This is a genomic window from Crocosphaera sp., assembly GCF_030064895.1.
Lineage (GTDB): Bacteria > Cyanobacteriota > Cyanobacteriia > Cyanobacteriales > Microcystaceae > Crocosphaera.
This window is the reverse complement of sequence record NZ_JASJEB010000007.1, coordinates 65,949-91,724: the sequence shown is the minus strand read 5'-3', so window position 1 is coordinate 91,724 and position 25,776 is coordinate 65,949. Positions and strand designations below refer to the sequence as shown.

At 34.3% G+C, this 25,776-nt stretch carries 23 protein-coding genes, 2 tRNA genes and 1 pseudogene; 14 read left to right on the top strand and 12 right to left on the bottom strand.

Features of this window, described 5'->3' with window-relative positions; genetic code table 11:
* Positions 1-103 precede the first annotated feature (103 nt).
* Both QNJ66_RS03340 and QNJ66_RS03335 read left to right on the top strand, forming a co-directional pair.
* The gene (locus QNJ66_RS03340; RefSeq protein ID WP_300503025.1) at positions 104-640 is read left to right on the top strand and encodes a Uma2 family endonuclease; all 537 of its coding nucleotides are present in this window, start codon (positions 104-106) and stop codon (positions 638-640) included.
* A 246-nt stretch (positions 641-886) separates the two neighbouring features.
* A complete protein-coding gene (locus QNJ66_RS03335) occupies positions 887-1,507 on the top strand; it encodes a hypothetical protein (RefSeq protein WP_300503023.1) in 621 nt (206 codons plus the stop codon).
* A 110-nt stretch (positions 1,508-1,617) separates the two neighbouring features.
* On the opposite strand, the gene QNJ66_RS03330 is transcribed toward QNJ66_RS03335, so the two are convergent.
* From QNJ66_RS03330 to QNJ66_RS03315, 4 genes are all read right to left on the bottom strand, one after another.
* Positions 1,618-2,394: a DUF1828 domain-containing protein gene (locus QNJ66_RS03330; RefSeq protein WP_300503021.1), complete on the bottom strand. Its 777-nt coding sequence runs from the start codon at positions 2,392-2,394 to the stop codon at positions 1,618-1,620.
* Entirely contained in the window at positions 2,394-2,840 is a 447-nt protein-coding gene (locus tag QNJ66_RS03325; RefSeq protein ID WP_300503019.1) for a hypothetical protein, read from the bottom strand. The genes QNJ66_RS03330 and QNJ66_RS03325 overlap by 1 nt, the downstream gene beginning before the upstream one ends.
* 478 nt (positions 2,841-3,318) lie before the next feature.
* Positions 3,319-3,390, bottom strand: a tRNA-Thr gene (locus tag QNJ66_RS03320).
* Positions 3,391-3,403: 13 nt separating this feature from the next.
* A tRNA-Tyr gene (locus QNJ66_RS03315) sits at positions 3,404-3,488 on the bottom strand.
* Positions 3,489-3,885: 397 nt separating this feature from the next.
* On the opposite strand from QNJ66_RS03315, the gene psbB reads away from it, so the two are divergent.
* Both psbB and QNJ66_RS03305 read left to right on the top strand, forming a co-directional pair.
* A complete protein-coding gene (gene psbB, locus QNJ66_RS03310; protein WP_300503017.1) occupies positions 3,886-5,415 on the top strand; it encodes a photosystem II chlorophyll-binding protein CP47 in 1,530 nt (509 codons plus the stop codon).
* Positions 5,416-5,608: 193 nt separating this feature from the next.
* The gene (locus tag QNJ66_RS03305) at positions 5,609-5,806 is read left to right on the top strand and encodes a hypothetical protein (protein WP_300503016.1); all 198 of its coding nucleotides are present in this window, start codon (positions 5,609-5,611) and stop codon (positions 5,804-5,806) included.
* A 17-nt stretch (positions 5,807-5,823) separates the two neighbouring features.
* Here QNJ66_RS03305 and QNJ66_RS03300 read toward each other — a convergent pair whose 3' ends face one another.
* Positions 5,824-6,588: a hypothetical protein gene (locus tag QNJ66_RS03300; protein WP_300503014.1), complete on the bottom strand. Its 765-nt coding sequence runs from the start codon at positions 6,586-6,588 to the stop codon at positions 5,824-5,826.
* A 97-nt stretch (positions 6,589-6,685) separates the two neighbouring features.
* Positions 6,686-7,060, bottom strand: a complete 375-nt coding sequence (locus QNJ66_RS03295) for a cytochrome c (RefSeq protein ID WP_300503012.1) — start codon at positions 7,058-7,060, stop codon at positions 6,686-6,688.
* 280 nt (positions 7,061-7,340) lie between these two features.
* On the opposite strand from QNJ66_RS03295, the gene petG reads away from it, so the two are divergent.
* The 4 genes from petG to QNJ66_RS03275 all read left to right on the top strand — a co-directional run bounded on the left by petG (position 7,341) and on the right by QNJ66_RS03275 (position 9,783).
* Entirely contained in the window at positions 7,341-7,457 is a 117-nt protein-coding gene (gene petG, locus QNJ66_RS03290; protein ID WP_008278251.1) for a cytochrome b6-f complex subunit V, read from the top strand.
* A 233-nt stretch (positions 7,458-7,690) separates the two neighbouring features.
* A complete protein-coding gene (yhdJ, locus tag QNJ66_RS03285) occupies positions 7,691-8,545 on the top strand; it encodes an adenine-specific DNA-methyltransferase (RefSeq protein ID WP_300503007.1) in 855 nt (284 codons plus the stop codon).
* Positions 8,538-9,371 (top strand): restriction endonuclease, encoded by an 834-nt coding sequence (locus QNJ66_RS03280; protein ID WP_300503005.1) that lies wholly within the window; start codon positions 8,538-8,540, stop codon positions 9,369-9,371. Before yhdJ ends, QNJ66_RS03280 begins: the two co-directional genes overlap by 8 nt.
* Positions 9,372-9,384: 13 nt before the next feature.
* Entirely contained in the window at positions 9,385-9,783 is a 399-nt protein-coding gene (locus tag QNJ66_RS03275) for a thioesterase family protein (protein WP_300503003.1), read from the top strand.
* A 7-nt stretch (positions 9,784-9,790) separates the two neighbouring features.
* On the opposite strand, the gene QNJ66_RS03270 is transcribed toward QNJ66_RS03275, so the two are convergent.
* Both QNJ66_RS03270 and QNJ66_RS03265 read right to left on the bottom strand, forming a co-directional pair.
* The gene (locus tag QNJ66_RS03270; RefSeq protein WP_300503001.1) at positions 9,791-11,317 is read right to left on the bottom strand and encodes a bifunctional pantoate--beta-alanine ligase/(d)CMP kinase; all 1,527 of its coding nucleotides are present in this window, start codon (positions 11,315-11,317) and stop codon (positions 9,791-9,793) included.
* A 14-nt stretch (positions 11,318-11,331) separates the two neighbouring features.
* A complete protein-coding gene (locus QNJ66_RS03265; protein WP_300502999.1) occupies positions 11,332-12,342 on the bottom strand; it encodes a septal ring lytic transglycosylase RlpA family protein in 1,011 nt (336 codons plus the stop codon).
* A gap of 692 nt (positions 12,343-13,034) precedes the next feature.
* On the opposite strand from QNJ66_RS03265, the gene QNJ66_RS03260 reads away from it, so the two are divergent.
* The 5 genes from QNJ66_RS03260 (at position 13,035) to QNJ66_RS03240 (ending at position 18,805) form a co-directional block, all read left to right on the top strand.
* A complete protein-coding gene (locus QNJ66_RS03260) occupies positions 13,035-15,941 on the top strand; it encodes a glycerol-3-phosphate acyltransferase (RefSeq protein WP_300502997.1) in 2,907 nt (968 codons plus the stop codon).
* An 11-nt stretch (positions 15,942-15,952) separates the two neighbouring features.
* Positions 15,953-17,452 carry a hypothetical protein gene (locus tag QNJ66_RS03255; protein ID WP_300502995.1) on the top strand — a complete coding sequence of 500 codons (1,500 nt, stop codon included), beginning with the start codon at positions 15,953-15,955 and terminating at the stop codon, positions 17,450-17,452.
* An 83-nt stretch (positions 17,453-17,535) separates the two neighbouring features.
* Positions 17,536-17,733 carry a hypothetical protein gene (locus QNJ66_RS03250; protein WP_300502993.1) on the top strand — a complete coding sequence of 66 codons (198 nt, stop codon included), beginning with the start codon at positions 17,536-17,538 and terminating at the stop codon, positions 17,731-17,733.
* A gap of 10 nt (positions 17,734-17,743) precedes the next feature.
* Positions 17,744-18,517 carry a cobalt-precorrin-6A reductase gene (locus tag QNJ66_RS03245; RefSeq protein ID WP_300502991.1) on the top strand — a complete coding sequence of 258 codons (774 nt, stop codon included), beginning with the start codon at positions 17,744-17,746 and terminating at the stop codon, positions 18,515-18,517.
* A gap of 3 nt (positions 18,518-18,520) precedes the next feature.
* The gene (locus QNJ66_RS03240; protein ID WP_300502989.1) at positions 18,521-18,805 is read left to right on the top strand and encodes a DUF2470 domain-containing protein; all 285 of its coding nucleotides are present in this window, start codon (positions 18,521-18,523) and stop codon (positions 18,803-18,805) included.
* A 100-nt stretch (positions 18,806-18,905) separates the two neighbouring features.
* On the opposite strand, the gene QNJ66_RS03235 is transcribed toward QNJ66_RS03240, so the two are convergent.
* From QNJ66_RS03235 to QNJ66_RS03225, 3 genes and pseudogenes are all read right to left on the bottom strand, one after another.
* Positions 18,906-19,235 (bottom strand): XisI protein, encoded by a 330-nt coding sequence (locus QNJ66_RS03235; RefSeq protein WP_300502987.1) that lies wholly within the window; start codon positions 19,233-19,235, stop codon positions 18,906-18,908.
* Positions 19,223-19,576: pseudogene (locus QNJ66_RS03230) on the bottom strand (element excision factor XisH family protein). Before QNJ66_RS03230 ends, QNJ66_RS03235 begins: the two are co-directional and overlap by 13 nt.
* 134 nt (positions 19,577-19,710) lie before the next feature.
* Entirely contained in the window at positions 19,711-20,634 is a 924-nt protein-coding gene (locus QNJ66_RS03225; protein ID WP_300502985.1) for a TIGR01777 family oxidoreductase, read from the bottom strand.
* Positions 20,635-20,760: 126 nt separating this feature from the next.
* On the opposite strand from QNJ66_RS03225, the gene dnaB reads away from it, so the two are divergent.
* Complete coding sequence (dnaB, locus tag QNJ66_RS03220; RefSeq protein WP_300502983.1) at positions 20,761-23,586, top strand: replicative DNA helicase; 2,826 nt, start codon at positions 20,761-20,763, stop codon at positions 23,584-23,586.
* On the opposite strand, the gene QNJ66_RS03215 is transcribed toward dnaB, so the two are convergent.
* Complete coding sequence (locus QNJ66_RS03215) at positions 23,573-25,738, bottom strand: glycosyltransferase (protein ID WP_300502981.1); 2,166 nt, start codon at positions 25,736-25,738, stop codon at positions 23,573-23,575. The genes dnaB and QNJ66_RS03215 overlap by 14 nt on opposite strands.
* Between the last annotated feature and the right edge of the window lie 38 nt (positions 25,739-25,776).

The following is a 25,776-nucleotide window of genomic DNA, read 5'->3' as shown; positions in this document are numbered from 1 at the left end:
ATGAACCTAGATAACTGGCGTAGGGGCATACCCCTGTGGGCAGAAATATCCCGTCGTGAGTCGGGAAGCCCACGCTATACTGCTTAGCAGTTAGCGTGGGAGGATGTCACCTTTAGCCGAATTTTTACAACTTCCTGAAACACAACCGGCTTCTGAATTTATTCATGGGAAAATTAGTCAAAAAGCAACGCCACAGGGGAAACATAGTCGTTTACAGTATAAGTTTTGTTTAACGGTTAATCAAATCTCTGAACCACCAAAAATTGCTTGTGCTTTCCCAGAGTTACGGTGTGTTTTTGGAGCTAATGCGATCGTTCCAGATGTGGTAGTGTTTCGTTGGGAAAGGATTCCTCGTAATGATTTAGGTCAAGTTGCCAATGGTTTTGAAACTTATCCTGATTGGTCAATTGAAATTTTATCCCCTGCTCAAAGTTCCACCAAAGTATTAGGAAATTTATTATACTGTTCCCAATATGGTACAGAATTAGGCTGGTTAATTGATCCTGATGAGGAAACAATCTTAGTAGTATTTCCTGAACAAAAAGTACAATTACTAAAAGGCAATGAATCTTTACCAGTTTTACAGGGAATTGAATTAGAATTAACGGTTAGACAAGTTTTTGATTGGTTGAATCTTTAGAAGTAAATAAAATGACAAGTTTAGAGAAAACACAATTTCAACAAGTTCTTGAATATTTGAAATCACTTTCATTTCAATTCATGTTTAAGCTTTTAATTGACCTAAAAAATTAATTTCTATACTTTAATATTGTATCAAAAGTCATTCTATCTTTTTTTCAAATATCTGAAAAGTAATATATATGTAATACTTGATGTAGTATAAAAAATGGGAATTATAATAACAACACCTTAAATTATAATAAAAATGGTTAATAAAAATATTAAGTTACGTATTACCAAGACAGGTCAAATTATATTTTATGGAATTGCAGAAAAACAAATCCACCGTTATGTAGAAAGACTTAATCATTATAATACTTCTTATAAAGTTATTCATGATCGTTATAATCTAGGTAAAGTTTTTATCAACTTCTCTGAAATTGAATTAAAACTGTTTAAAATATTAGTAAACTATTATAGTCTTACAGACTATAGAAAATATAAGTTACTGAAATCAAAAGAAACTATCTATTTTTATAGTAAACATCATATTGTTTGTACATCAGAAGAATTAGTACCTGTATTTAAAAATCATTTCAATGAATCAAAAAAAGCATATAGACTTTTCCGCATGAGAAATACTCCAATATTTGTTTTAAATGAAATTTCTTTAGCTAGTAAAATAGATTTAATGAATTATTGCTATGTAGTTGATGACATTAATCATATAAATAAAGACAAAACGATGCAGAAAAAAATAAATATTATCAAAGAAATCCATAATAATTTAAAACCACAAAATAACCAAGTGTTTAATTTTGGTACATCTAGGAGTGCATGGATAAATAATAATCAGCCTTTAAGTTATCGAAACCCTTTTAGATAGGGAATAAATTATGACACAGTACATTATCATTAAATAGAAAAGTTTTGTTATACTTTTGTGAGAAGAAAGAAAATAGTAAGATATATTGAAATATCAAACTAATAATCTTGTTAATTTCTCATAATTAATTGTTTAAACCCTTCTCTATAAGACCATTCTTGGACTGTTGATGTTTTGTTAAGAAAAAATTTATCTTCTTTTGTCCAATTTTTATCTTTTCTATCTTCATCTATAATTAATGATATAAATTCATAATTATGCTTTTGTTTATATACTTCTAAATCCTGCCACTGAGTATTAACAGTGGATATAATGGTTTTTGTATCACTTCTTTTTTCAGCGTTTAGTACATGGGTTAAAGTACAATTTCCTTTATATACAGTAAAAAAATGAGGATGCCATTTTCGTTTCATAGATCCAACATATTCCTGGTTCCTTTGACATTCGACTGGTAGTTTTTTAATATATTCTTCTACAACATCAATTATAGTTTTAATCTTACGTCCTCTATTAAGAACATACAGATTTGAGATTTCAATCAAAGATTGACTAATCTCTATTAATTTATAAGCAAGATTTTCATCGTTATTAAATTTTCCTACAATAATTTCACCATTAAATTCTAAATTATGATTGATACAAATTTGTTTTATTATTTTCTCTTGCTTATTACTAATTATACCCAATGATGTAGAGGATTCTAAATTACTTAAAGTTTCTCCAAAATCAGTTAATATAAATCCACCTTCTATTTCTTTATAGAAAATATCGATAATATCCCCGTCAGCATAAAGAAATGGTGTTGAGATTTTAACAAAACCATCAAACATAGAACAAGAAAATAAATTTCCGACTTGATTTCTAATTTTTAAACAAGTTGTGTTCATTAAAATATCCCCAAATCCATATCCATGCTATATTGTATTGGTGGAATTTGTCTCATTACTCCTTCAAAATTAATATTCGCCATATCACAAAATTCGTCCCAAACATCACCAGGATTATTTACACTAGAATGAATATAATCTTCAGCAGAATAAGCACATCTATCTTCATAGTTATTTGTCCAATAATGAATATGATTTATCCCGACTAACTGTCCGTCCGGATTTCGATGGTTTTGCCCCATGTCTAACCCAAAAATTCGTTTAGGTATTTGTTGATGAATAATAGAATATGTTAAGGTTTTTTTGAGTCTATTATATCGACCATCTATAACAATGGGATATTCACTATGTGAGAGAACTTGCGCTCTGAAAGTAACCCTTAAAGATGATTGACTTTGACCATTCCAAATAATATTTTCTATAATTTTTTTACTTTGGTCTGACATAATAGCCTCATACTCATTTTCGGTAAAAATCATTTAAAATATTCCAATTAATTTTTTTCAATTAATCTAGGTGAGGTGCAAATTTTAAAAAATAAAAAACTAATTAGAAACATTTTTTATAATGTATCGTTGTTTATTCACAAAACTTTAACATTGTTTAAAAATCATATCAAATATAACACTATAAAATAGTTAGGTCATATAAACGTTGATTAAAGGGAAAAGGAAACAAAAAGGTAATCTCAAATAATATATTTTGAAGTTAATTTTAAAATAACACTACATTTAAAAACTGTCATTCTTTTTGAGTGATACTATAGTTTATGACATTTTTGTATTCATACCCACTACGGATAAAAAACACATAAGCTTAGATACATACTCTATTAGCCTTTTGAGACCCATTTAAGACGAGTATGATAGGATTATCTGTATATTCCTAATTAATGAATGACTGAAACAATAATTGTTCAAAATAAGCCCGTGACGAGGATTGAACTCGTGACCTCACCCTTACCAAGGGTGTGCTCTACCACTGAGCCACACGGGCGTTTAGAAATAGGTGGTGGGCCGAGCTGGATTTGAACCAGCGTAGGCATAGCCAGCGGATTTACAGTCCGCCCCCATTAACCACTCGGGCATCGACCCATTTATCTCACAATTATTAATAGTAGCACAGGGGTTTAAGGATTACAAGGGCTAAAGAAAAATTTTATTTTTTCACTTATTCTCGGCTTCTCATTTTCTAGAACTCTTGTTCTATTAGAGGACAATTTTGTTGATTTTGCCCATAGAAATGACCCTAAAACTAGAACATTGAAACTATATGTTTTCTACTAAAGCGCAATAGAAGACTTGCAATCGAGACTAACAATGGTTACACTTCTTTAAATAAATTTCATTTTCTTGGCATAATGTAGGTTAGCTGACTTTTGGAAGGTGAGAGTTGTTCAACAGCGATCGCAAAACTGAAGTCAAGCAACCTTAAAACCAAAATAAAAAACCGTCGACGTAGACATATTTTCAAACAGGAGGAGCGTAGTCAATGGGACTACCTTGGTATCGAGTCCACACAGTTGTTCTGAATGACCCAGGACGCTTAATTTCCGTCCATTTAATGCACACTGCCCTAGTAGCTGGTTGGGCAGGTTCTATGGCTCTTTATGAGTTAGCCATTTTTGATCCCAGTGATCCCGTTCTTAACCCAATGTGGCGACAAGGGATGTTCGTTCTTCCCTTCATGGCCCGTTTAGGAGTTACCGGATCTTGGGGTGGCTGGAGTGTCACCGGAGAAACAGGTGTTAACCCTGGTTTCTGGTCTTTTGAAGGTGTTGCTGCGGCTCACATCGTTTTATCTGGTTTATTATTCCTAGCTGCTGTTTGGCACTGGGTATTCTGGGACTTAGAGCTATTCGTAGATGCTCGTACAGGGGAACCCGCCCTTGATCTTCCCAAAATGTTTGGTATTCACTTATTCTTATCCGGACTCCTCTGCTTCGGTTTTGGAGCGTTCCACCTCACTGGACTGTGGGGACCTGGAATGTGGGTATCTGATCCCTACGGTATAACGGGCCACGTGCAACCGGTGGCACCGGAGTGGGGCCCGGCTGGGTTTAACCCCTTCAACCCTGGAGGAGTTGTTGCTCACCACATTGCAGCTGGTGTTGTAGGTATTATTGCAGGTCTATTCCACTTAACAGTAAGACCTCCAGAACGTCTCTACAAAGCTCTAAGAATGGGTAATATCGAAACCGTATTATCTAGTAGTATTGCTGCTGTATTCTTCGCTGCTTTCATCGTTGCTGGAACTATGTGGTATGGTAACGCCACCACCCCCATCGAACTGTTCGGACCTACCCGTTATCAGTGGGATAATGGTTTCTTCCAACAAGAGATCGAACGCCGTGTAGAAACCAGTTTAGCTGCTGGTGAGAGCTTATCTGAAGCTTGGTTAAACATTCCTGAAAAGCTTGCTTTCTACGATTATGTAGGTAATAGCCCTGCTAAAGGCGGTTTATTCCGTACCGGTGCTATGGATAGTGGTGACGGTATTGCCCAAGAATGGTTAGGACACCCTGTGTTTAAAGACAAAGACGGTCGTATTTTAACCGTTCGTCGGATGCCTAACTTCTTTGAAACTTTCCCCATTGTTTTAACTGATGCGGATGGTTTGGTCCGCGCTGATATTCCTTTCCGTCGTGCTGAGTCTAAACTCAGTGTTGAGCAAAGTGGTGTAACTGCTACTTTCTACGGTGGTGCGTTAGATGGTCAAACTTTCAGCAATGCTGCTGATGTTAAACAGTTTGCTCGTAAGGCACAACTCGGTGAACCTTTTGTCTTTGACCGTGAAACTCTCGGTTCTGACGGGGTATTCCGTACCAGTCCCAGAGGTTGGTTTACCTTCGGACACGCTGTATTTGCTTTATTGTTCTTCTTTGGTCACATTTGGCATGGTTCTCGTACTCTGTACCGTGACGTATTTGCTGGTGTTGATCCCGATCTTGAAGAACAAGTGGAATGGGGTCTGTTTGCTAAGGTTGGAGATAAAAGTACCCGTACCAAAGCTGAAGGCTAATTATGCTTTGTTGCTAAAGATCCCATAACTTAAAGTTATAAAGAGTCAAGGATAACCATTGCCTTGACTCTTTACTTTGGTTTATTAAGTTTTGGACAAATTTCTATAAGTTTTAGATAAAGTATGATATAAACTGTAAGTGTATTTAATTAAAAGTCTTTGATGTTCGTCAGAGCAATGCTCTGGTAAAGTTATGCAACTAGGTCAAATTCTGCTCCAGAAAAAGTTGATTTCCACTGAGCAACTAGAAGAAGTAATCCAACTTCAAACTTCTCAGAAACGTCGTCTCGGGGAACTCCTACTGCAAAAAGGTTTAATTGTTAAGAATCAACTGGAGGCAGCCCTAAAAGAACAATATTGGCGCAAAAATGGTTTTTGGGTCATAGATTAGGCTTTAATTATTCATTTTTAGTCTGATTTTTGATAGTTATTTCTTACTGATTTAATCGGTTTAGGTACAGGTGAACGGCGAGGAGGAGAAAAGGGGCGATCGCTATTTAAGGGGCGTTTTTTGGGCTTTAGTTGGAATGAAGCTCGTTTTTTGGCGACATTTCCCCTCTTTTTAGCTATCTGTCCTAAATTTGTTCCTGTTATAATGGTGAGTCGATTATTGACTAAGCCTACTTGTAACTCCCAAAAACAACCCACTGCTTGATCAGGAAGGGTTCCGTGCAATTTTAACTTAAAAAATTTGGGTTTTTCTGAGGGATGTTTAGGAGACTGACGAATTTTAACAATAGCAATTTTTTTCCGATGGGAGGCATAAACAACTTGTCCACGAATGGAAAAGTCTCCACTCTGAATAGGAACTCCAGAGGATAAGCTATCTTCGGGTAATGATAAATGAGTTTTTTCTGGATGTAAAATTTCCGGTTCCCAAACTCCTGCTATCTGTAACTGTAGTTGATCGTTAGCGAGTCGAGTTCGCGGATAAACAATCCACAAATGAGATTTATTTAAGTCAATATGTTTTTTGAAGAGACTGAGGACTTTACCTAAAACTACAGTATCAATAATGTTACCGTCTTTGGTAATCAGGATCCCTCGTGTTTGATGTTCTTGAGAACGCTGATATTGACCCTCAATTAAACCGATTGCCCGATATTGTCTGGGATGACTCGGAGAAGGAATAGGAAGGTTATTGTAAAGGCCATGATCAGAGGAAGATAGCATAAGATAAGCCGTGTAACGGAATGCTTCTGATGACTAAATTATCAGTTTTCTTGAAGAAACATCAGTAAATCAAGCATTTTTTAAGGTTGATTCACGCCTATAACCCTTCTAAATAACTTAACAAATCTGCCATTTCCTGGGGACTGGGTTGAAATTTCGGCATAGGTGGGGTTTTTCCACTAATAACTTGTTGAATCAGACTAATTTTCGATTTATGTTTTTGGACATGGTGTAAACTCGGTCCAACAACACCATCTGCATTTAATCCATGACAACCGGCGCAATTGATTTGAAATATGGCCTGTCCCCTACGAACATCTCCTGGAAGCGATAAAACTTCATTAATGTAAGGATCAGATATTTCATGAAGATACCAACCGACTATGACCACAATAGCTAGAAAAATCATGCCTAAAAAAATTAGTATTAGTCTTTGGATAGCATCCTTCGGTTGGATTAACTGTTCAGTCACGGTAATTTAAGGGGTGATTGTGTTGTCCCTCCCTTTACATTTTGCAATCTTTTGAGGGTAAAAAGCTAGTCTTGTTAACTAATGTAACAATTATAGGAGGATTTTGCGCAAAATATTAATTTTCTTCTAAAGCCTTGACAAAAAATCAGTTATCCCCAGTAGAAAGATATTAAGGGAAAGCGTTAATTTACCCTAGAATTAAGGCAACATTCTCCAGTACCATATAAAGATCCCGCCATTAACGGTGGGTTTTATATCCGTCTCAATGAGGAGAACCCCCATGATTGAACCTTTACTCTTAGGCATTGTTTTAGGTCTTATTCCCATTACTTTAGCTGGTTTGTTTGTTGCGGCCTATTTACAATATAAGCGCGGTAATCAACTTAACTTGGATTAAGTTAAATGTGGAACTAATACCAGTTGATGAAAATGGTATAACTTGATACCTAAAATAATGGCTATCTTTTCACATTTAAACCCCGTCTTTAATGGCGGGGTTTTATTAGTCCCATGTTTTCTTTTATTGCGCTTTAGCACTATGAGCAAAATGAACAAAAATTTTTATAACAATAGAACTATTTTAGTCTTTCAATCGGTTATTATTTAGAAATTCAATATTTTGAGTTCGAGATGAAATATCAAGATAGTAATGGTCATCATATAATTTTCTTTGGAGATAGTATGAAAATTTTAGATCAGGAAATTCAAGATAACACTATTGATCTAATTTTTGCTGATCCTCCTTACAATATCGGCAAAAAATATGCCAATTTTGTTGATAAATGGCCAACGCAAGAGGACTATTTATCTTGGTGTTATTCTTGGTTAAAATTATGTCTTAAAAAGCTCCATCCTGAAGGCAGTATTTATCTGATGGCTAGTACCCAAACTATTCCATATCTAGATATTTATTTACGTCAAAATATTCATATTTTATCCAGAATTATTTGGCATTATGATAGTTCAGGAGTACAAGCAAAGAATTATTTTGGTTCTTTATATGAACCTATAATTTATGGAGTCAAAAATCCGAAATCATATACCTTTAATCGGGATGATATTAAAATAGAAGCAAAAACAGGTTCCAAAAGGAAATTAATTGATTATCGTAAAGCAATTCCTAAAGTTTATAATTCCCAAAAAGTTCCTGGAAATGTTTGGTATTTTCCAAGAGTTCGTTATGGTATGGAAGAATATGAAAAACATCCAACTCAAAAACCAGAGATACTTTTGAAACATATCATCTTAGCAAGTAGTAATGTTGGAGATACTATTCTTGATCCTTTTTCGGGAACCTTTACCACTTCCGCAGTTTCTCAAAAATTGGGAAGGAAATCTATTGGAATTGAAATTGAAGAAGATTACCTAAAAATTGGTTTAAGGCGTTTAGGAATTGCTACACATTATAATGGTACTCTTTTGCAAAAACCTTTAAAAAACTATCAAAAAAATAATCAACAATTAGAATTATTTAAAGATGAATAATAAACACCAATTCACAAAGGTTATTTTTGAAATAATAAATCAATATTTTGAAGAAAATGCTGAGGATATTTTCCAAAATAGTCCTCTCTTACAATATTTGAATATTAAAACAAAATCAGCAAATAAAGGCTCAAAGTCTAGACCATCTCTTGGTAATCATTATGCACTTTATGTCTTAGTTGAAGATTATATTAATAAAGGGTTTGATAATCAAAAAAGTTACGAAGACTATGAAGGGGCAAGATTTTCAGATTTATTACGTCGTCAAAGAGAATTACCCTTTGGAGAAAAGTTGCAAAATCATGCACTGAATCATCGTCTTAACATGGAATTTACTAAATATTTTCCTACTATTGGGCAAAAACCTATTTTAAGAGATGTAGAAACCAGTCGTTACTGGATTAATGAAAACTTATTAATCATAAAAGAAGATAACTTAATCCTCTATAAAACTGGTCTAACTAATGCTAATGATGGTGGGATTGATTTTGTAATGAAACCACTAGGTCGTTTTTTTCAAGTTACAGAAACTATAGATGTTAATAAATATTTTTTAGATATTGATAAGGTGCAAAAATCCCTTATTACTTTTGTCGTAAAATCCAATGAAACACCAGAAAAGATTAAACAAAAAATAAAACAACAAGCTAAACTTAAATATAAAGTAAAGGCAATTGTTGATCGTTACTTAAACTCTGTTGAGGAAATAATTAATCTTCCTATGTTACATGAATATATTGACATAATTATTGCTCAGGGTAAAATATCAGATATTATTAAAGAGATTACTGTTCAAAGTAAATTAGAATTTAATCTAAACTCATAGCTAAAATTACTTCATGAATTACTATAGAACAATTCATTTTGCTGATACAGATGCAGCCGGCGTTGTTTATTTTTCTACTTTATTATCTATCTGTCATGAAGCTTATGAAAATAGCTTACAAGTTGCGGGAATTGAATTAAAAAGCTTTTTCACAAGTTCAGATATTGCTATTCCTATTATTCATGCTGAAATTGATTTTTATCAACCTTTATTTTGTGGCGATCGCATACAAGTGAATCTTATCTCCACTAAATTAAATGCAACGGAATTTGAGATTAATTATCAAATATTTTACGAAAATAGTTTAGATAAAATGCTTGCTAAAGCAACAACAAAGCACGTTTCTATTAATACTAAAATTCGTAAACGCAGTGATTTACCATTATTTATAGTGAAATGGTTAGAGAAATGACTTAATTCTAATTTTTGGATGTAACCAAATGAATAATTTTATTAATTACTTCTTCAATACTTAAGCCATCAGTATTAAGTTCGATCGCATCACTGGCCTTGCGGAGAGGGGCTAAAGTTCTATGAGTATCTTGATAGTCTCTTTGTTGAATATCTTTTTCCAGTTGTTGAAGATTTATATTATCCTCCCCTTGTGCCTGAAAATCTTTTAACCGTCTTCTTGCCCGTTCTTGAACCGAGGCAGTTAAAAAAATCTTAACCTCGGCATCGGGAAAAACATTAGTACCAATATCTCGACCTTCCGCTACAATACCCCCTAGTTTTCCTAATTCTTGTTGATAAGTGACTAATTTTTCACGAACCGCAGCATAAGCAGAAATAGTAGACACTAAAGCTGTAACTTGGGGTGTGCGAATAGCTTGAGTAACATTTTCCCCATTAATAATCACTTGGGGAGGTTGTTGATCACGAGGAGGGATAAATTCTAGGGTACCTTGGGAAACTAATTCTGCGATCGCACTTTCATCGTCTGTTGCTATGCCCGAGTTTAACACTAACCAGGCCATCCCCCGATACATCGCTCCGGTATCTAAATAGGTTAAATTTAAGGCTTTGGCTACTTGACGGGTAACGGTAGATTTTCCAGCACCGGCGGGCCCATCAATGGCAATAATAGGTTGTCTGACTCGTAAAATCATATTATCAATTAGTCGAGTAGACCCTACATAAGCGGCGATCGCTAATAACCCTGTTTCTTCAATACTATCTAAGGGTTGTAGGGTTTGAGGATGGACGCATTCAATATATTGAACTTTTATAGCAGAATAGTTGTTTAATTGCTCTTTAACAGTATTAATTAAGACTTGAGTTTCCCTTTCTCCAGTGAGAAAAACTTGTTTAGCTGCTTGTAAACCCTGATATAAGGCGATCGCTTCTTGTTTTTGCTCTGCTTTCAGATATTGATTACGAGAGCTATAAGCAAGTCCGGAGGGTTCTCGCATAATGGGGCAACCTTTGATCACCACCGATAGGTTTAAATCTTTAACTAGCTGCCGAATAATAGCCAGTTGTTGGGCATCTTTTTCCCCAAAATAGGCAACATTGGGATTAACAATAGTCAGCAGTTTAGTAACAATGGTGGCCACCCCTGGAAAGTGGCCAGGGCGAAACGGACCACATAAGACAGAGAGCATCTGAGACGGGGGAAAAACCTGAGTGTTTGGCTCAGAGGTGCTGTTAATGCCCATTTCTGGGAGTGTTGGGGCAAATATAGCGGTCACTCCCAGTTCTTCGCACAGTTGAGCATCTGTTTCCAGTTGACGAGGATACTTAGTTAAATCTTCCTGGGGGCTAAATTGAAGAGGGTTAACAAAAATGCTCACCACCACCTGGTCAACCTCAGACATAGCACGACGAATAAGGCTAATATGACCTTGATGTAAGGCTCCCATAGTGGGAACCAACCCGATAGTTTGGTTTTCCCTCAGAGAATCTAAATAAGTACGTAACCCGGCCACAGTTTTAAACAGACGCATTTTTTTGCTGTTGATTATCTTCCCAATATTTCCAGTTGAACCGGAGCTACACCACTGTTGACTAAACCAATAACATTGGCTGCTCCTTTTGATAAGTCTATCACCCGTCCACGGATAAATGGTCCGCGATCGTTAATTCGCACAGTTACAGAACGACCATTATTGAGATTGGTCACCCGTACTTGAGTGCCAAAGGGTAGGCTTTTGTGTGCTGCGGTTAAACCATTTTGGTTGTAGCGTTCTCCATTGGCGGTTAAACGGCCATGAAACCCTGGCCCATACCAAGAGGCCATCCCTTTACGACGACTGGTGACAGGGCGAACAGTGGCTAACCCTGACTCGTTGTTACTGGGTTGGTTGGGATTAGCAATGGCGGTTAGAGGGGGTGCGTCTCCCATCAATCGCCGTAAACGGTTGGTAGCTTGTAAAGCGTCAATGGCTTTGTTTCGGGTGGTATCGGATAAGATAACGCTTTGGTCGAGTTTGATTAATTCTTCTGAATTTAATTTAATACTATGGGTTTTATCTGAATTTAAGGTAACGGTTATGTTTTCTGCTTTAAAAGTATTATCGGTATCAAGTTCATTTAGCCGTTTAGCGAAGGCTTGGGCGCGATCGAGGGCTTTGCTTTCCATTGTAGTGAGGTCGGCCTCATTTCCTTGTTCTTTGAGGGCTAATAAGTCGGCTTTTGAACCGAGAAAGGTTAAGACAGGAATTTGACGAATTCTTAGTGTTACTGCCAGTTGAGACTGCCATTGGTGAACATAGAGTGTGGCGATTTGTTTTACCCCAGTTTCAGAGGTGTTATCTGGTTGAATCGGTCCTAAACTGACTATATTTTGCGTCTGAAAAGGGTAATTTTTTTGCTCTACAAGGTTCTCAAATCCCATAATTTCTTTTACTGGGCTTACCTTGTGTCTGCTATCAGATGCTTGTGAAACCTGTAAGGAAATACCAATTAGGGTAGTGGTTCCCACAGTGGTCATTAAAGCAGTTGTTAGTCCGGTTAAAAATTTTTTGTTCATCAGAAATTTTGGGCTTGAAACCCCGTCCTATTTGGACGGCTTTACATATCCCTTACGGGAGGGGGTTTTAGTATGCCGATAAGGCCGAGAACCCCCTAACTCGTTTAAGTCCCTTCCCGCAACACAACTAAGATGTCCTCTCTAAAAGCACCTCACCAATTAGGTTTACAGATAGTCCGAACGAGGGAAGTATTCGGAAGTGTGTACCAAGCTGAGTCTCCATGCGGTATTCACCTCTTACGTTGACTAAATTGGTCTAGGCAATCCCTGCCCTAAAAGTGCAGGGTTGGTGAAAGATATTGTCTTAATTAAGTTATTTAAACCTTTGGAATTGCCAGTTGATAGGTTTTCCAGCTTTGACTCCTCACAGAACTTTGTTTTACATTTCTTAAACTTTTACAGAGTAGCACGAATTTTCCAAGGGGTGTGGTTTTGGTGAATAATGATTGAGAATGGTTTTGGTTGAAAGGTTGATTAAATAGGGAGTTTGGGCAAGTTGTTGTGCATTTAAACGGCATATCATAAAGTTAAGCAACAAATTAGTAAACCGTCTCCCCGTCAGTCTTCATCTACTTGGCGGACATTGAAAAAGAAAAATCTTAAACTAAGATAAATTGCTCTTGGGCTGAGAAAATAATGATTATGATCAAAGAACTGAACATATCTGCTTTTTTCCCTGATATATTTTTCTTATGACAGCTATTATCGGTTCTTTAATTATTTTTTGTTTTTGTCCTTTGCTAGGTGGACTTCCTTTAATTGATTGGCTAACTTATGTTTTTAAAGGCCAAAAATTATCTGAGATGGGAACGGGGAATGTTTCTGTTTCGGCAGCTTTTTATCATGGGGGTACTTTTGTTGGTATTTTAGCTGTTTTATCAGAAGCAGGAAAGGGTGTTTTTACAGTTTTATTAGCCCGTTATTTTTTCCCTGGTGAAATGTGGTGGGAACTGATGGCATTAATAGCTTTAATTATCGGTAGATATTGGATGGGTAAAGGTGCCGGAACCACTAATTTGTTTTGGGGTATTATGGTTCATGATTGGGCAGCAACTTTTTTAACTACACTTATTAGCTTGAGTAGTTTTACGATTTTTCGAGATAGGGTAACGGGGCGTTTATTGGCTTTATTTTTATTAGCTTTTATTTTAACAGTTAGAAATCCCCATGATCTAATTTATGTTGTCTTGGCTTGGAGTTTGTCGGGGTTAATGGCTTGGATTTTTAAGCAAGTTCCTGATGATCTATCTTTACCTGAAAGCGGTGTTAAATCTTCTTCTAAAACTATGTTTAAATTTTTTCGAGGTGAAAAATCTCTTTTATCTTTAAATGATAAATTAGATGGCAATAAAGTGGGTAATAAAGCAGCTAATTTGGCTTATTTAAGAGGTCTAGGTTATGCTGTTCCCAATGGCTGGATTTTACTGCCTGGAGATGATCCACAAATAATTTTAGATTATCTCGATCCCAGTTTAGAAAATACTTTTGTTGTTCGTTCTTCGGCGTTAGGGGAAGATACAGAAACAGCTTCGGCGGCAGGACAATATTTGACTCTTTTAAATATTAGCAATGAACAGGAATTATCGGCAGCTATATTGGATTGTCTTGCCGCTTATAATCATCCTCATGCGGTTAAATATCGTCGAGATAAAGGACAAAATGAGCAAGGAATTGCTTTATTAATTCAAAAGCAAGTTAAAGGAACTTTTTCGGGAGTTGCTTTTAGTCGAGACCCGGTTAATCCTCTGAATAACTGTGTTGTTATTGAGACTTTACCAGGGAACGCTAATCAAATTGTTTCGGGTAAAATTACCCCTGAACAATATCAAGTTGAAGTTTATGAAAATTTGGAAAATGATGCTATTAAAATTCGTAATCGAGAAGAAGTGAAGTCTCAAAATGTTCCCGATTTTATCATAGAAAAAGTTGCCATGTTAGCTAGAGATATTGAAAGCATTTATCATGGCATTCCTCAAGATATAGAATGGAGTTATGATGGAGAAACTTTATGGATCTTACAAACAAGAACAATTACTAATTTACAACCTATTTGGACAAGAAAAATTGCAGCAGAGGTGATTCCTGGGGTAATATCGCCTTTAACCTGGTCGATTAATAAACCTTTAACTTGTGGTGTATGGGGTGACATTTTTTCTCTCGTTTTAAAAGATAAAGCGAAAGATTTAGACTTCGATGAAACTGCTAGATTACACTTTCAACAAGCTTATTTCAATGCGACATTATTGGGTCAAATTTTCCAACGCATGGGACTTCCTCCAGAAAGTTTAGAATTTCTGACTAGAGGAAGTAAAATGACTAAACCTTCTTTGATTTCTACTATCAGTAATATACCTGGTTTGTTACGCTTAGCTAAAAGAGAATGGACTTTAGAAGATGACTTTTCCAAAGATAATCAAAAGTGGTTTAAAACTCTTTTAAAAAAATTAGCTCATCAAGAAATAAATCAACTTTCATCTACAGAATTACTCCAGAATATTGAGGATATTTTATTTTCCTTAAAATCTGCAACTTACTATAGCATTTTAGCTCCTTTAAGTTTAGCAATTAGACAATCTTTATTGAAGGTTTCTCCCGAAAACCTCAATAATAGTGTAACTCCAGAAATTGCTGCTTTACAAGCATTAGAAAAGTTAGCAGAAGAAACAATTTTGTTGATTCATCCAGATAATCTTGAGCAGAGTGATGATTTATTCTTGCTATTAGAAAAAAGTAATGAAGGAGAAAAAATTATCCAACAATTTGACCTAATTATAGAAAAGTATGGTTATTTAAGTGATGTGGCAACTGATATTTCTATTCCTTGTTGGCAAGATAATCCTAACCTCGTCAAAACATTATTTACTCAGTTAATTATTAATCAGAATAAGAATAAGAATAAAAATAAAGCCCAGAAAAATAAAAAAAATTGGCAAGTAAAACAAGTACAAAAAAAATTAAATTTAAAAGGAAAAGTAACAGAGATTTACTCTCAACTTTTAGCTCAGTTACGGTGGCACTTCTTAGAACTAGCTAAAGATTTAGCTGCAAAAAATATTATTAAAGAATCTCAAGATATTTTCCAGTTAACATACTCTGAAATTGACTCAATAATTAAAGAAGAATATGAATATAGCTCAGCACAAATACAGGAAAAAATCAAGGAAAGAAAAGAAGAGTTTAGTATTAATAAAAATTTGAAAAATATTCCTTACGTACTTTACGGAAATATTACCAAAATACCAGAAAATCATAACAAAAAATTAGAGAAAAACTCTGGAAAAATACAAGGAATTGGAGCAAGTTGTGGAGAGGTAGAAGGATACATAAAAATTTGCCATAACCTTCAACAAGTAGTGGGTATTACTAATGATACTATTCTGGTTATTCCTTATACTGACTCAGGTTGGGGTCCTTTAATCGCTAATGCAGGTGGTATCATAGCGGAAGTAGGTGGAGCTTTATCTCACGGGGCAATTATTGCCCGAGAATATGGCATTCCAGCCGTTATGAATATTGATCATGCTACAGAAATCTTTCAAGAAGGCCAACGGGTAAAAATTGATGGACAACAAGGTATTATTGAGTTATTAGAAGATTAATTGAGACAACTATGGTTAACTTACTTAAAAAAAACCTAAAAATTAAAGATTGGTTGAAAAATTTCCGTCAATTTGATTGGATAGTTATGGGTTGTATTTTATTGCTAATGGTGGCTATATTAACCTTATTAGCTATGGGAGATAAAGTTCCTTTTCAAGTCCAATATTTTAGTTGGGAAGGTAAAAAAGTAGGGGTTAAAGATAAGACATTTACCCTAAGCTTTAATCGCTCAGTTAATACTAAGAGTGTTGAAAAAAATTTGATTATTACACCACCTCTAGATGGGAGAATTTCTTGGCAAGGAAGAAGCCTAATTTATACTTTAAACAATCCCCCAATTTATGGAACCAATTATCAAATAAAATTAGATAATGTTCAACTAAGTTATAAAGATGAAAAGATTAAATCTTTTGTTAGTTTATTTAGTACCCGTGACAGAGTTTTAGCCTATATTGGTATTGAAGGAGAAGAGAAAGGTCGTTTAATTTTATACAATATTACTAATATTAATCAACCTCAAAAAACCATTCTTACCCCCCCAGATTTAATTGTTACTAACTACAAGATTTATCCTAATAGTGAAAAGATTATTTTTAGTGCCTTTGAACCCAATATCCGTAGGAACGGTTTAGCAAGACAAGAACTATATACAGTAACCACCGGATTTAACGTTGATCCTTCGAAAACCCCCTCCCAGCGCGCAGGAAGACTAAGACGTATCCTTGATTCTCAAGAGTATCAAAATACCAATTTTGCTCTCTCAAAAAATGGTAAAGTTATTGTTGTCCAAAGAGTTAACCAAAGAAATAAAAATGATCAGAGTTTATGGTTAATTAAAGAGAATAATCAAATTATATCTTTAGGTATTCCTGGTTCTGAATTTGTGATTTCTCCTGATGGAAAAAGCTTAGCTGTTAGTCAACAAGGAGGAATACGCATGATTTCTCTGGGAGGAGATGGTAGCAACTCTCGCATTTTTGAAAATTATGAAAGACCCCTTGGTTTTTCTAGCAATGGAGAAAAACTTGTGCTGGTTAAAGATAATGTTGACTACACTCGTTCTTTAGTTGTTGTTAGTCAAAATGGAGAAAATAAAGAACTATTTCGTAGTCCCTATCCTATTCTTGAATGTGAATTTGAACCCAGAGACGAACAACTTCTTTACTGTTTAAAAACTGATCTCGTAGAAGGAGAAAATGGACAATATCGGCAAGAACCTTTTTTATCAGTCGTCGATCTCAAGCAGGGAACAGATTTTCCCTTATTAGCCCTACCCAACTCTGAAAATGTTATGTTAAGTATGTCCCCTGATGGGGTTGCTTTATTATTCGATCAAGTTGTGACTACTTCTCCTCAGTCTTCTACAGATTTGCTGACAACGGAAAAACAAGCGATCGCCGATGGACAAGTTTGGTTACTGTCTTTACCCGACTTAAAAGAAGAAAATAAATCTTTAAAGATTCAACCACAAGAACTCATTTTTGGCTTTAAACCTCAATGGTTACCTTAAGGAAGTCTTCAAGTCCTAAATTAGAACTCAGAATGAGTTAGAATTGAATAACAACCATGAGAACGAATATCAAAAAGGTTAACATGACTAACATTATTGCTATCATTGTCTTGGGATTTTATTTACTAGGAATCTGGAAATTTATTTCAGGTTACAATCGTACAAATTTTAACCGTCAGTTAGGGAATAAATTAATGCTGTCATTACTTTGGCCTGTGTTATTAGTGGTTAATACTTCCTATCGCCAAAACTTTACCAAGGCTTTAAAAGGAAGAAGATAATAATAATCAAATGGAAAAAGTTGGTAAACTTTGGTTAATCGGTGGAACGGGAGACAGTGTTACCATCGCTCAAACTATTAGGGAACATTCTTTTCCTTGTTTGGTCACTGTAACCACTTCCACTGCAACTAATCTTTATCCGACTAACTTGTTGATTAGTATTCAAACAGATAAATTAGATATAGTAGGAATTAAAAAATTATGTTACAGAGAAACTATTCAAGGAATTATTGATGCTTCTCATCCTTTTGCTATCAATATTTCTCGACAAGCGATGCAGATTGCTAGGCAGGAAGGGATTCCTTATTTACGTTATGAAAGACCTAACTTAACTAATAATTCCTATGCTATTTATCTAGATAGTTTTGAGGATTTAACTACGGGTAATTATTTACAAAGTAAACGAGTTTTATTAACCATTGGATGTAAAAATTTATATCAGTTTGAACCATGGCATCAACAAGCAACTTTATATACTCGTATTCTCCCTAGCTTGAATTCTTTAGAGATGGCCTTAAAAGCAGGATTTCCAGCTAGTCAAATCATTGCTTTACGTCCTCCCATTAGTTTAGAGTTAGAAAGGGAATTATGGCAACAATGGGGCATTAACTTAGTGGTCACTAAAGCATCTGGAAAACAAGGAGGTGAAAATATAAAAATAGAAGTTGCTCAGGAATTAGGAATACCTTTAATTATTATTAAAAGACCAAGCATAAACTATCCACAACAAACAGAGCAGTTATCTGATATTATTAAATTTTGTTATCAATGTTTTCCAAAATAAATTATGTCTGATCCTATTACTCCTGCTGTCAGCGATCGCATTTGTAAACACATGAATGACGATCATAGTAATGCCATTGTTTTATACGCTAAGATATTCGGAAATGTTCCAGAAACAGAAACAGCTATCATGGAGTCTATTGACCCTGAAGGAATGAATTTATCTGTAAAAGTTAAAGGTGAAAATAAACCTATTCGTGTCAAATTTGACCACGTTTTAAAAGACTCAGAAGATGCTCATCACACCCTAATTGATATGGTTAAAAAAGCTAGAAATCCTCAAAATTAGTGTTTAGTTAGTAGGGGGTTTATTGCATTAATCCTCTACTAGCAAAGTTTATCCTTAATTGTTTTCAAAAATAATAAGCATAGTGATGACTGTTCACTGATTAAGCCACACCATAATTGGTATAAGGACGTTTATAAGGAGGATGTAACCCTAAGATAATATCATCGGCAGGAACACCTTTTTCCACTAACTCTTGACCGAGATCATATTCAGTCATATTATGTTGAATCCAGATTTTTTCGCCTTTAATATCAATATGAATGTAAACAGCATAAACACGGGTTAATCCTTGCCATCCTAGATCAAGAAGTTGATAATGATCGTGTTCCTTATCAAAGAGAAGTTGACATTCGATATTAGGATCATTGTTAGTTGAGTGGTATGTTAATAATCCTTGGACAATTTGGCGATAGTGTTCTAGTTTTTCCATTGAACAATTTCCTCCTGATTAGGATTATAAGCCATGATTTTAAGCGCATATTCTCGCATAGCAGTTTGAGTAAAACGTTCTTAAAAAAAGGTATTAAAAACGTCAATAGGTACAGCTAAATAAAGGACTCTTTGAGGTTCAGTCATTTGTAAAGCGAGACGATAACTCAGAAATTGACCTAAAGCATTGTGAAAATCGTTGACATTAGAAGGATTAATAAAGCCTTTGATTTCAACTGCTATTTTTCGTCCGTCTTTCTCAGCAGCAAAAACTTTTTCAGCCCCTAAATCAATCTCTAGTCTAACACGATCAATCCGAATGGTTAAGGGATCTTGGGTAATTGTCTATCCTTCTTTGATTAATGCTTGTTTAACTGTTTGATGAAATAAGTCTTTAGCCATAAATTATCAATATGATCTTAAAAACCGTAATTTCCAAAAGGGAGTGAATGTAATCTACCGAAACCTATAATAATCTAAACATTAGGAACAATATTTTTTAAAGCAGCTTTAATAGTAGAATATTGGTATTGAAAGCCTAATTCTAGTGTTTCTTTGGGTAGAACTTGTTGACCTTCCAAAACAACTTTTGAACCTTCTCCTAAAAGCACTTCTAAGGCAAAATCTGGTACAGGTAACCAGGAAGGTCTATTCATAGTTTCTCCTAGTGCTTCACATAACTCTTTCATCCGCACAGGATTGGGTGCAGTTGCGTTAAAAGTTCCTACGATGCCTGAACGTTTTAAAGACTCTTTAATTAACTGTACTAAATCATCAATATGAATCCAAGAAAACCACTGACGACCACTGCCAATCGGTCCCCCTGCGAATAGTTTAAAGGGCGGAATCATCTTAGCTAAAGCACCACCTTTGCCCAAAACAATACCGACTCGCAAAATAACTAAACGAACATTGACTTTTTTTACTTCTTGTGCTTCAGTTTCCCAAGCTTGACAAACTTCGGCTAAAAAATCATCACCAGGGGGGCTATTTTCATCAAAGGTTTTGGTATCGCTGGTACCATAATAACCAATAGCAGAAGGATTGATTAAGACGGAAGGTTTGTCCTTTGCTTTAGTAATCGCTTCGACAATTTTTCTGGTTCCTAACTGACGACTTTCTAGTATAGCTTTTTTATGTTCAGGACTCCATCTTTCGGCGATGGGTTCTCCTGCTAAATTAACCACAGCATCACACCCTGAAATTTTGTCTTGCCACTCTCCTGATTCTGTGGAATTGTAGGCAACAATCTCAACATTGGGAAAACTAGCGCTAGGGTAAATGTTTTGGGCGCGATTAACATTTCTGGTGAAGATTATCAATTGATGATCCTCATCTTTTAAACTATTGACTAAGCGAGTTCCCACAAATCCAGTTGCGCCAGTAATTGCGATTTTCATTATTGAAATAATTATTGTTATATTTCTTAGCATAACTGATCCGGTTGTTTTAATTCAATTTAGTACACAGTTACCTAAAAAAGCAAAATTGCAGTAAAATTAAGATGTTGTATTCTTAAACTGCTTATGGTTATTAGTCAAACCCTTCCTCCCCAAAATATTGAAGCGGAAGAATCTATTTTAGGTGGAATCTTACTCGATCCCGAAGCGATGGGACGGGTGGTTGATCTAATCTCTCCAGAAGCGTTTTATGTACAGTCTCATAAAGAAATTTATCAAGCAGCTTTAAGGTTACATGGACAAGGACAACCGACGGATTTTTTAACGGTTAAAAGTAGCTTAGAAGATTATCATTTATTGGAAGAAGTTGGGGGCTTAAATAAGTTAACTCAGTTGTTAGATCGGACAGTTTCTGCTGTAAATATTGACCGTTATGCAGCGTTAGTAATGGATAAATATTTACGCCGTCAATTAATTGCTGCTGGTCATGAAATTGTTGATTTAGGGTTTGAAACTAGCCAAGAATTAGAAATTGTTTTAGATGAGTCAGAAAAGAAGATTTTTGCTTTAACTCAAAAGCGTCCTCAAGAGGGACTAATTCCTATTTCTGATACTATTATTAAAACGTTTAATGAGTTAGAAAAACTCCATGAACAAACTACTTTACCTGGTATTGAAAGCGGTTTTTATGATTTAGATGCTATGACAGGAGGACTGCAACGTTCTGATTTAATTATCATAGCTGGTCGTCCATCGATGGGAAAATGTTTAGCTACTAATTCAGAAATTATTTTAGCGGATGGAAGTTTAGCCACTATTTCAGATATTTATCATAGTCGTCAGGCTAAATTATTGACTTTAAAAAATAACTTTAAATTTGCCTTAACCGAACCTTCTAATTTCATTGATGATGGAATAAAACCAGTATTCAGAGTCATAACTAAACTAGGGCGTTATCTTGAAACTACTTTAACACATCCCTATTTAACTATTGAGGGATGGCAGAAACTTTCGCAACTAAAACCAGGAGATAAAATTGCAATTCCTCGTCAAATCAATATTTTTGGAACCGCAAAAATTCCTGATTACCAAGTTAAAGTATTAGCTTATCTAATAGGGGATGGTTGTTTAACAAAAACTTCTCCACTATTCACTAATAAAAACCCATTATTACAAAAAGACTTTATAAAGTCTGTTGATAATTTTAAAGGAATAAAAATCAGAGAAGATGATTCTCGAGGGACAAGAACCTCAAGTTTTTATATAAGTGGAGATTTAGATTATATCAGGAATAATCGACAAAAATTTGCAGATTGTCTCAAAAAAATAATCAAAATTAGAAATTTATCTAATCAAAAATTAGCTGATATTCTAAAGGTTAATATCTCTTCAATATATAATTGGCAAAAAGGAATTTGTGTTCCTAATGAAACTACTTTTAATAACCTCTGTGAAATTCTCAAAGTTGATTCTCATGAACTTGCTCCTTGTGGAATAGCTAGTATTAGAAATAATGAGAAAAATTCTTTGACAATTTGGTTACAAGAATTAGGAATATGGGGTAAAAATTCTCATCATAAAACCATTCCATCAATTGTTTTCACACTAGAGCGTTCCCTATTAGCATTATTTCTTAATAGATTATTTGCTACTGATGGTTGGATTTCAGTCCTTACAAGTAGTCAAGTTCAATTAGGTTATGCTACAGTTAGTGAAAAATTAGCTCGTCAAATTCAACATCTCTTACTAAGATTTGCTGTAATTGCTAATCTGAAAAAACGTTCTGTAAAATATAAGAATAATCCTAGACAAGTTTGGCAACTTGATATTACTGACTCTCAATCAATTAAAAGTTTTATAGAAGAAATAGGAATATTTGGAAAAGAAAAAGCCATAGATTTAGCTAAAGAAAGTTTAAAGAATAAACGATATCAAACTAACTGTGATCTTATCCCTATAGAAATTTGGAAACAAATAGCTTTAGCTAAAGGTGATGAAAGTTGGTCAAGTTTAGGGAAAAGAGCAGGAATTAAAAACTATAGTAATCTTCATGTTGGTAAACGAGCATTATCCCGTAATCGACTCTTTAAGTTAGCTTTAGCTTTAGATAATTTATCATTACAGCAACTAGCGACAAGTGATATTTATTGGGATGAAATTATTTCTATTGAATATATGGGTGAACAACAAGTATATGATTTAACAATTCCGGAAACTCATAATTTCGTTGCTAATGATATCTGTGTTCATAATACAGCTTTTGGGTTAGGAATGGCTGCAAATATTGCAAAAAAGGATAATTTACCTGTAGCAATGTTTAGTTTAGAAATGTCAAAAGAACAGCTTTCTATGCGTTTATTGGCAGCAGAAGCAGGGATAGAAAGTAACCGTTTACGTTCCGGAAGATTTGTGCAAAATGATGTGGAAAAGATTAGTATTGCTATCGGTACTTTATCTAATTTACCCATTTATATAGATGATGCTGCTAATATTACTGTGACTCAAATTAGATCCCAGGTTCGTCGTTTATTAGCGGAAAAAAAAGGAGAGTTTGGGTTGGTTTTGATCGATTATTTACAATTAATGGAGGGTGCTGGTAGTGAAAATAGAGTCCAAGAATTATCAAAAATAACTCGTTCTTTAAAGGGGTTAGCTCGTGAAATTAAAGCACCAGTTATTGCTTTATCTCAGTTAAGTCGTGCTGTTGAATCAAGGAATAATAAACGTCCAATGATGTCAGATTTACGAGAAAGCGGTGCTATTGAACAAGATGCAGATTTAATTATGATGTTATATCGGGAGGAATATTATAACCCTGATACACCAGATAGAGGGGTTGCTGAAATTATTTTAACCAAGCATCGTAATGGACCTACTGGAACCGTTAGACTACTATTTCAACCGGAATTAACTAAATTTTTGAATATGCAAAATAGTTCTAATTATTCATAAGTTTTCTGGTTTTTCTGTGTTTAGAGAGAAAGATTATTCTTAAGAATTTAAACATTGCAGCAATAGCTAATGTCAAAGATAAAAATTCTCCTGGACTTGTTTTTAGTTCTTTACTTTTCCAGCGTTGAGGATGACTATATAAAATATTAATTAATTTTGTATGTTGTTGTAATGTTAATTCCTTAAACTTAATTTTTAGTTGGTACTGATTGTTACTTCTTTTTTCGCCTATTATATAACTATCAATCTTGAGGTCATCTAATTTTAAAGTAAATTGTTCAGCAACATAGTTTTTAGAATAAGCTAAAATAGTAGCCTCTTCTTCAGAGATTTCTAAAGTTTTACCGAAAATTACTTGATTAGGTTCAATAATTTTAACCTTTTTTCTGAGAGGAAAACTATCATATATACTTGGTTTAGGTTTATCTAAAAATGCTAATAAAGCAACACAAATAATTAAAGTATTGTATAAACTCCAATAAGTACCAATATTCAAATCTATAACACTGCTTGGATCACTAAATAAACTCACTACTAAGCTGATTAAATTAATTATTAAAAATATTATCAAAGGTAATGCTAACTTAAAATTGTAAACGTAATGATTGCGAGATATTCCTTTGATAGTAACTCTAAATTTTGTGTTGAAAGGATTAAATATTACTTTCAAGCTATTATAAGACGTAGGAAAACAACTTATCAGACTATAAATATCAGAAAAAATAACCGACCTTGTTTTAAAACTTAACCAATGAAATACAGACAGATGGGTAATATAGCAGGGTAAAAAGATGTAAATAAAATCATCAGAGGTGATCCGAATAAAAACAATATTAAATATAGAATATAGAAAAGGAAGCATCAAAAATAAACAACGAGGAATCCCGTTAAACCAGTGTAATATTCCTTCTAAATGAGCTAATCTTTGCTTGAATGTTAAATTAGGAATAGTCAAAGGATTTTCTTTAATAAAAAAAGCTTGTAATGTTCCTCTACCCCATCTTAATCTTTGAGAAATGTGTTCAGAAATACTTTCTGCTGCTAAACCGGCACTTAGTTTTTCAGATAAATAAATAATTTCATAACCTTGGGATGATAAACGAATTCCTGTGAAGTAATCTTCACTTATTGATTCAGTAACAAACCCTCCAACCTGTTCTAAATAACTACGTCTAACCACAAAAGAAGTTCCTGCACAAATAACACTTCCTACTCCATCTTTCATCATTTGAAGTTGACGATAAAAAACTTCTTCTTCTGGATTTAAAATATCTTCTAACCCTAAGTTTCTAGAGATAGGATCAGCATTATAAAAGCTTTGAGGTGTTTGTAATAAACCAATTTTAGGATTCTGAAAAAAGCCGATTGTTCGTTCTAAAAAGTTGGTAGTTGGAACAAAATCAGCATCGAAAACAACAATTAATTCTCCATTAGTTTGAGGTAAAGCATTATTCAAATTACCTGCTTTTGCATGAATATTATCTGAACGACTAATATAATAACATCCTAATTCTTTTGCTAATTGTTTAACTTCGTCTCGATTTGTATCATCTAACACATAAATTTTTTTCTTTTTATGGTTTAATAATGTGCAGCCGATAATGGTTCGTTTTAAAATAAATGTTGATTCATTATAAGTGGGAATTAAAATATCAACAGAAGGGGAATATTGTTTATTAATAACCTGCTGACTATAATAGTCTGCTTCCCGTCTGCGATCTTTAAGATGATACATTAAATATAATTGCAACAAACTACTAAATATGACAACCAACTCAAGAAAAAATAAACTAATACTGAAAATTCCATCTATGGGGTTAGATAGATTTAAACTTGACAGCGATCGCCAATATAAATAACGTAGGGTTAAGCTAATTAAAATAGTAACAATTAATCCCCGTGACCAGAATCGAGGAGTAGGGGATATTTTCATAATAACTTGAGTTAAAATGACGGAAATAATAGCAGGTAAATATAAATAAATCCCATTCGGTACTATATTTAACTGTTTCAACCAACTCAACGAAAAACTAGCTATTAGAAATCCAACTATTACTAATAATATACAAGTTATTTGTTGTCGAAATAGATTACCCCAAAAAATCTGTCTAACCGATTTTTTCTCAGTTATGCTATATAGATAATGACCCATAATTCTCAACATCAGTGATTAGAAATAACTAAGAGTTC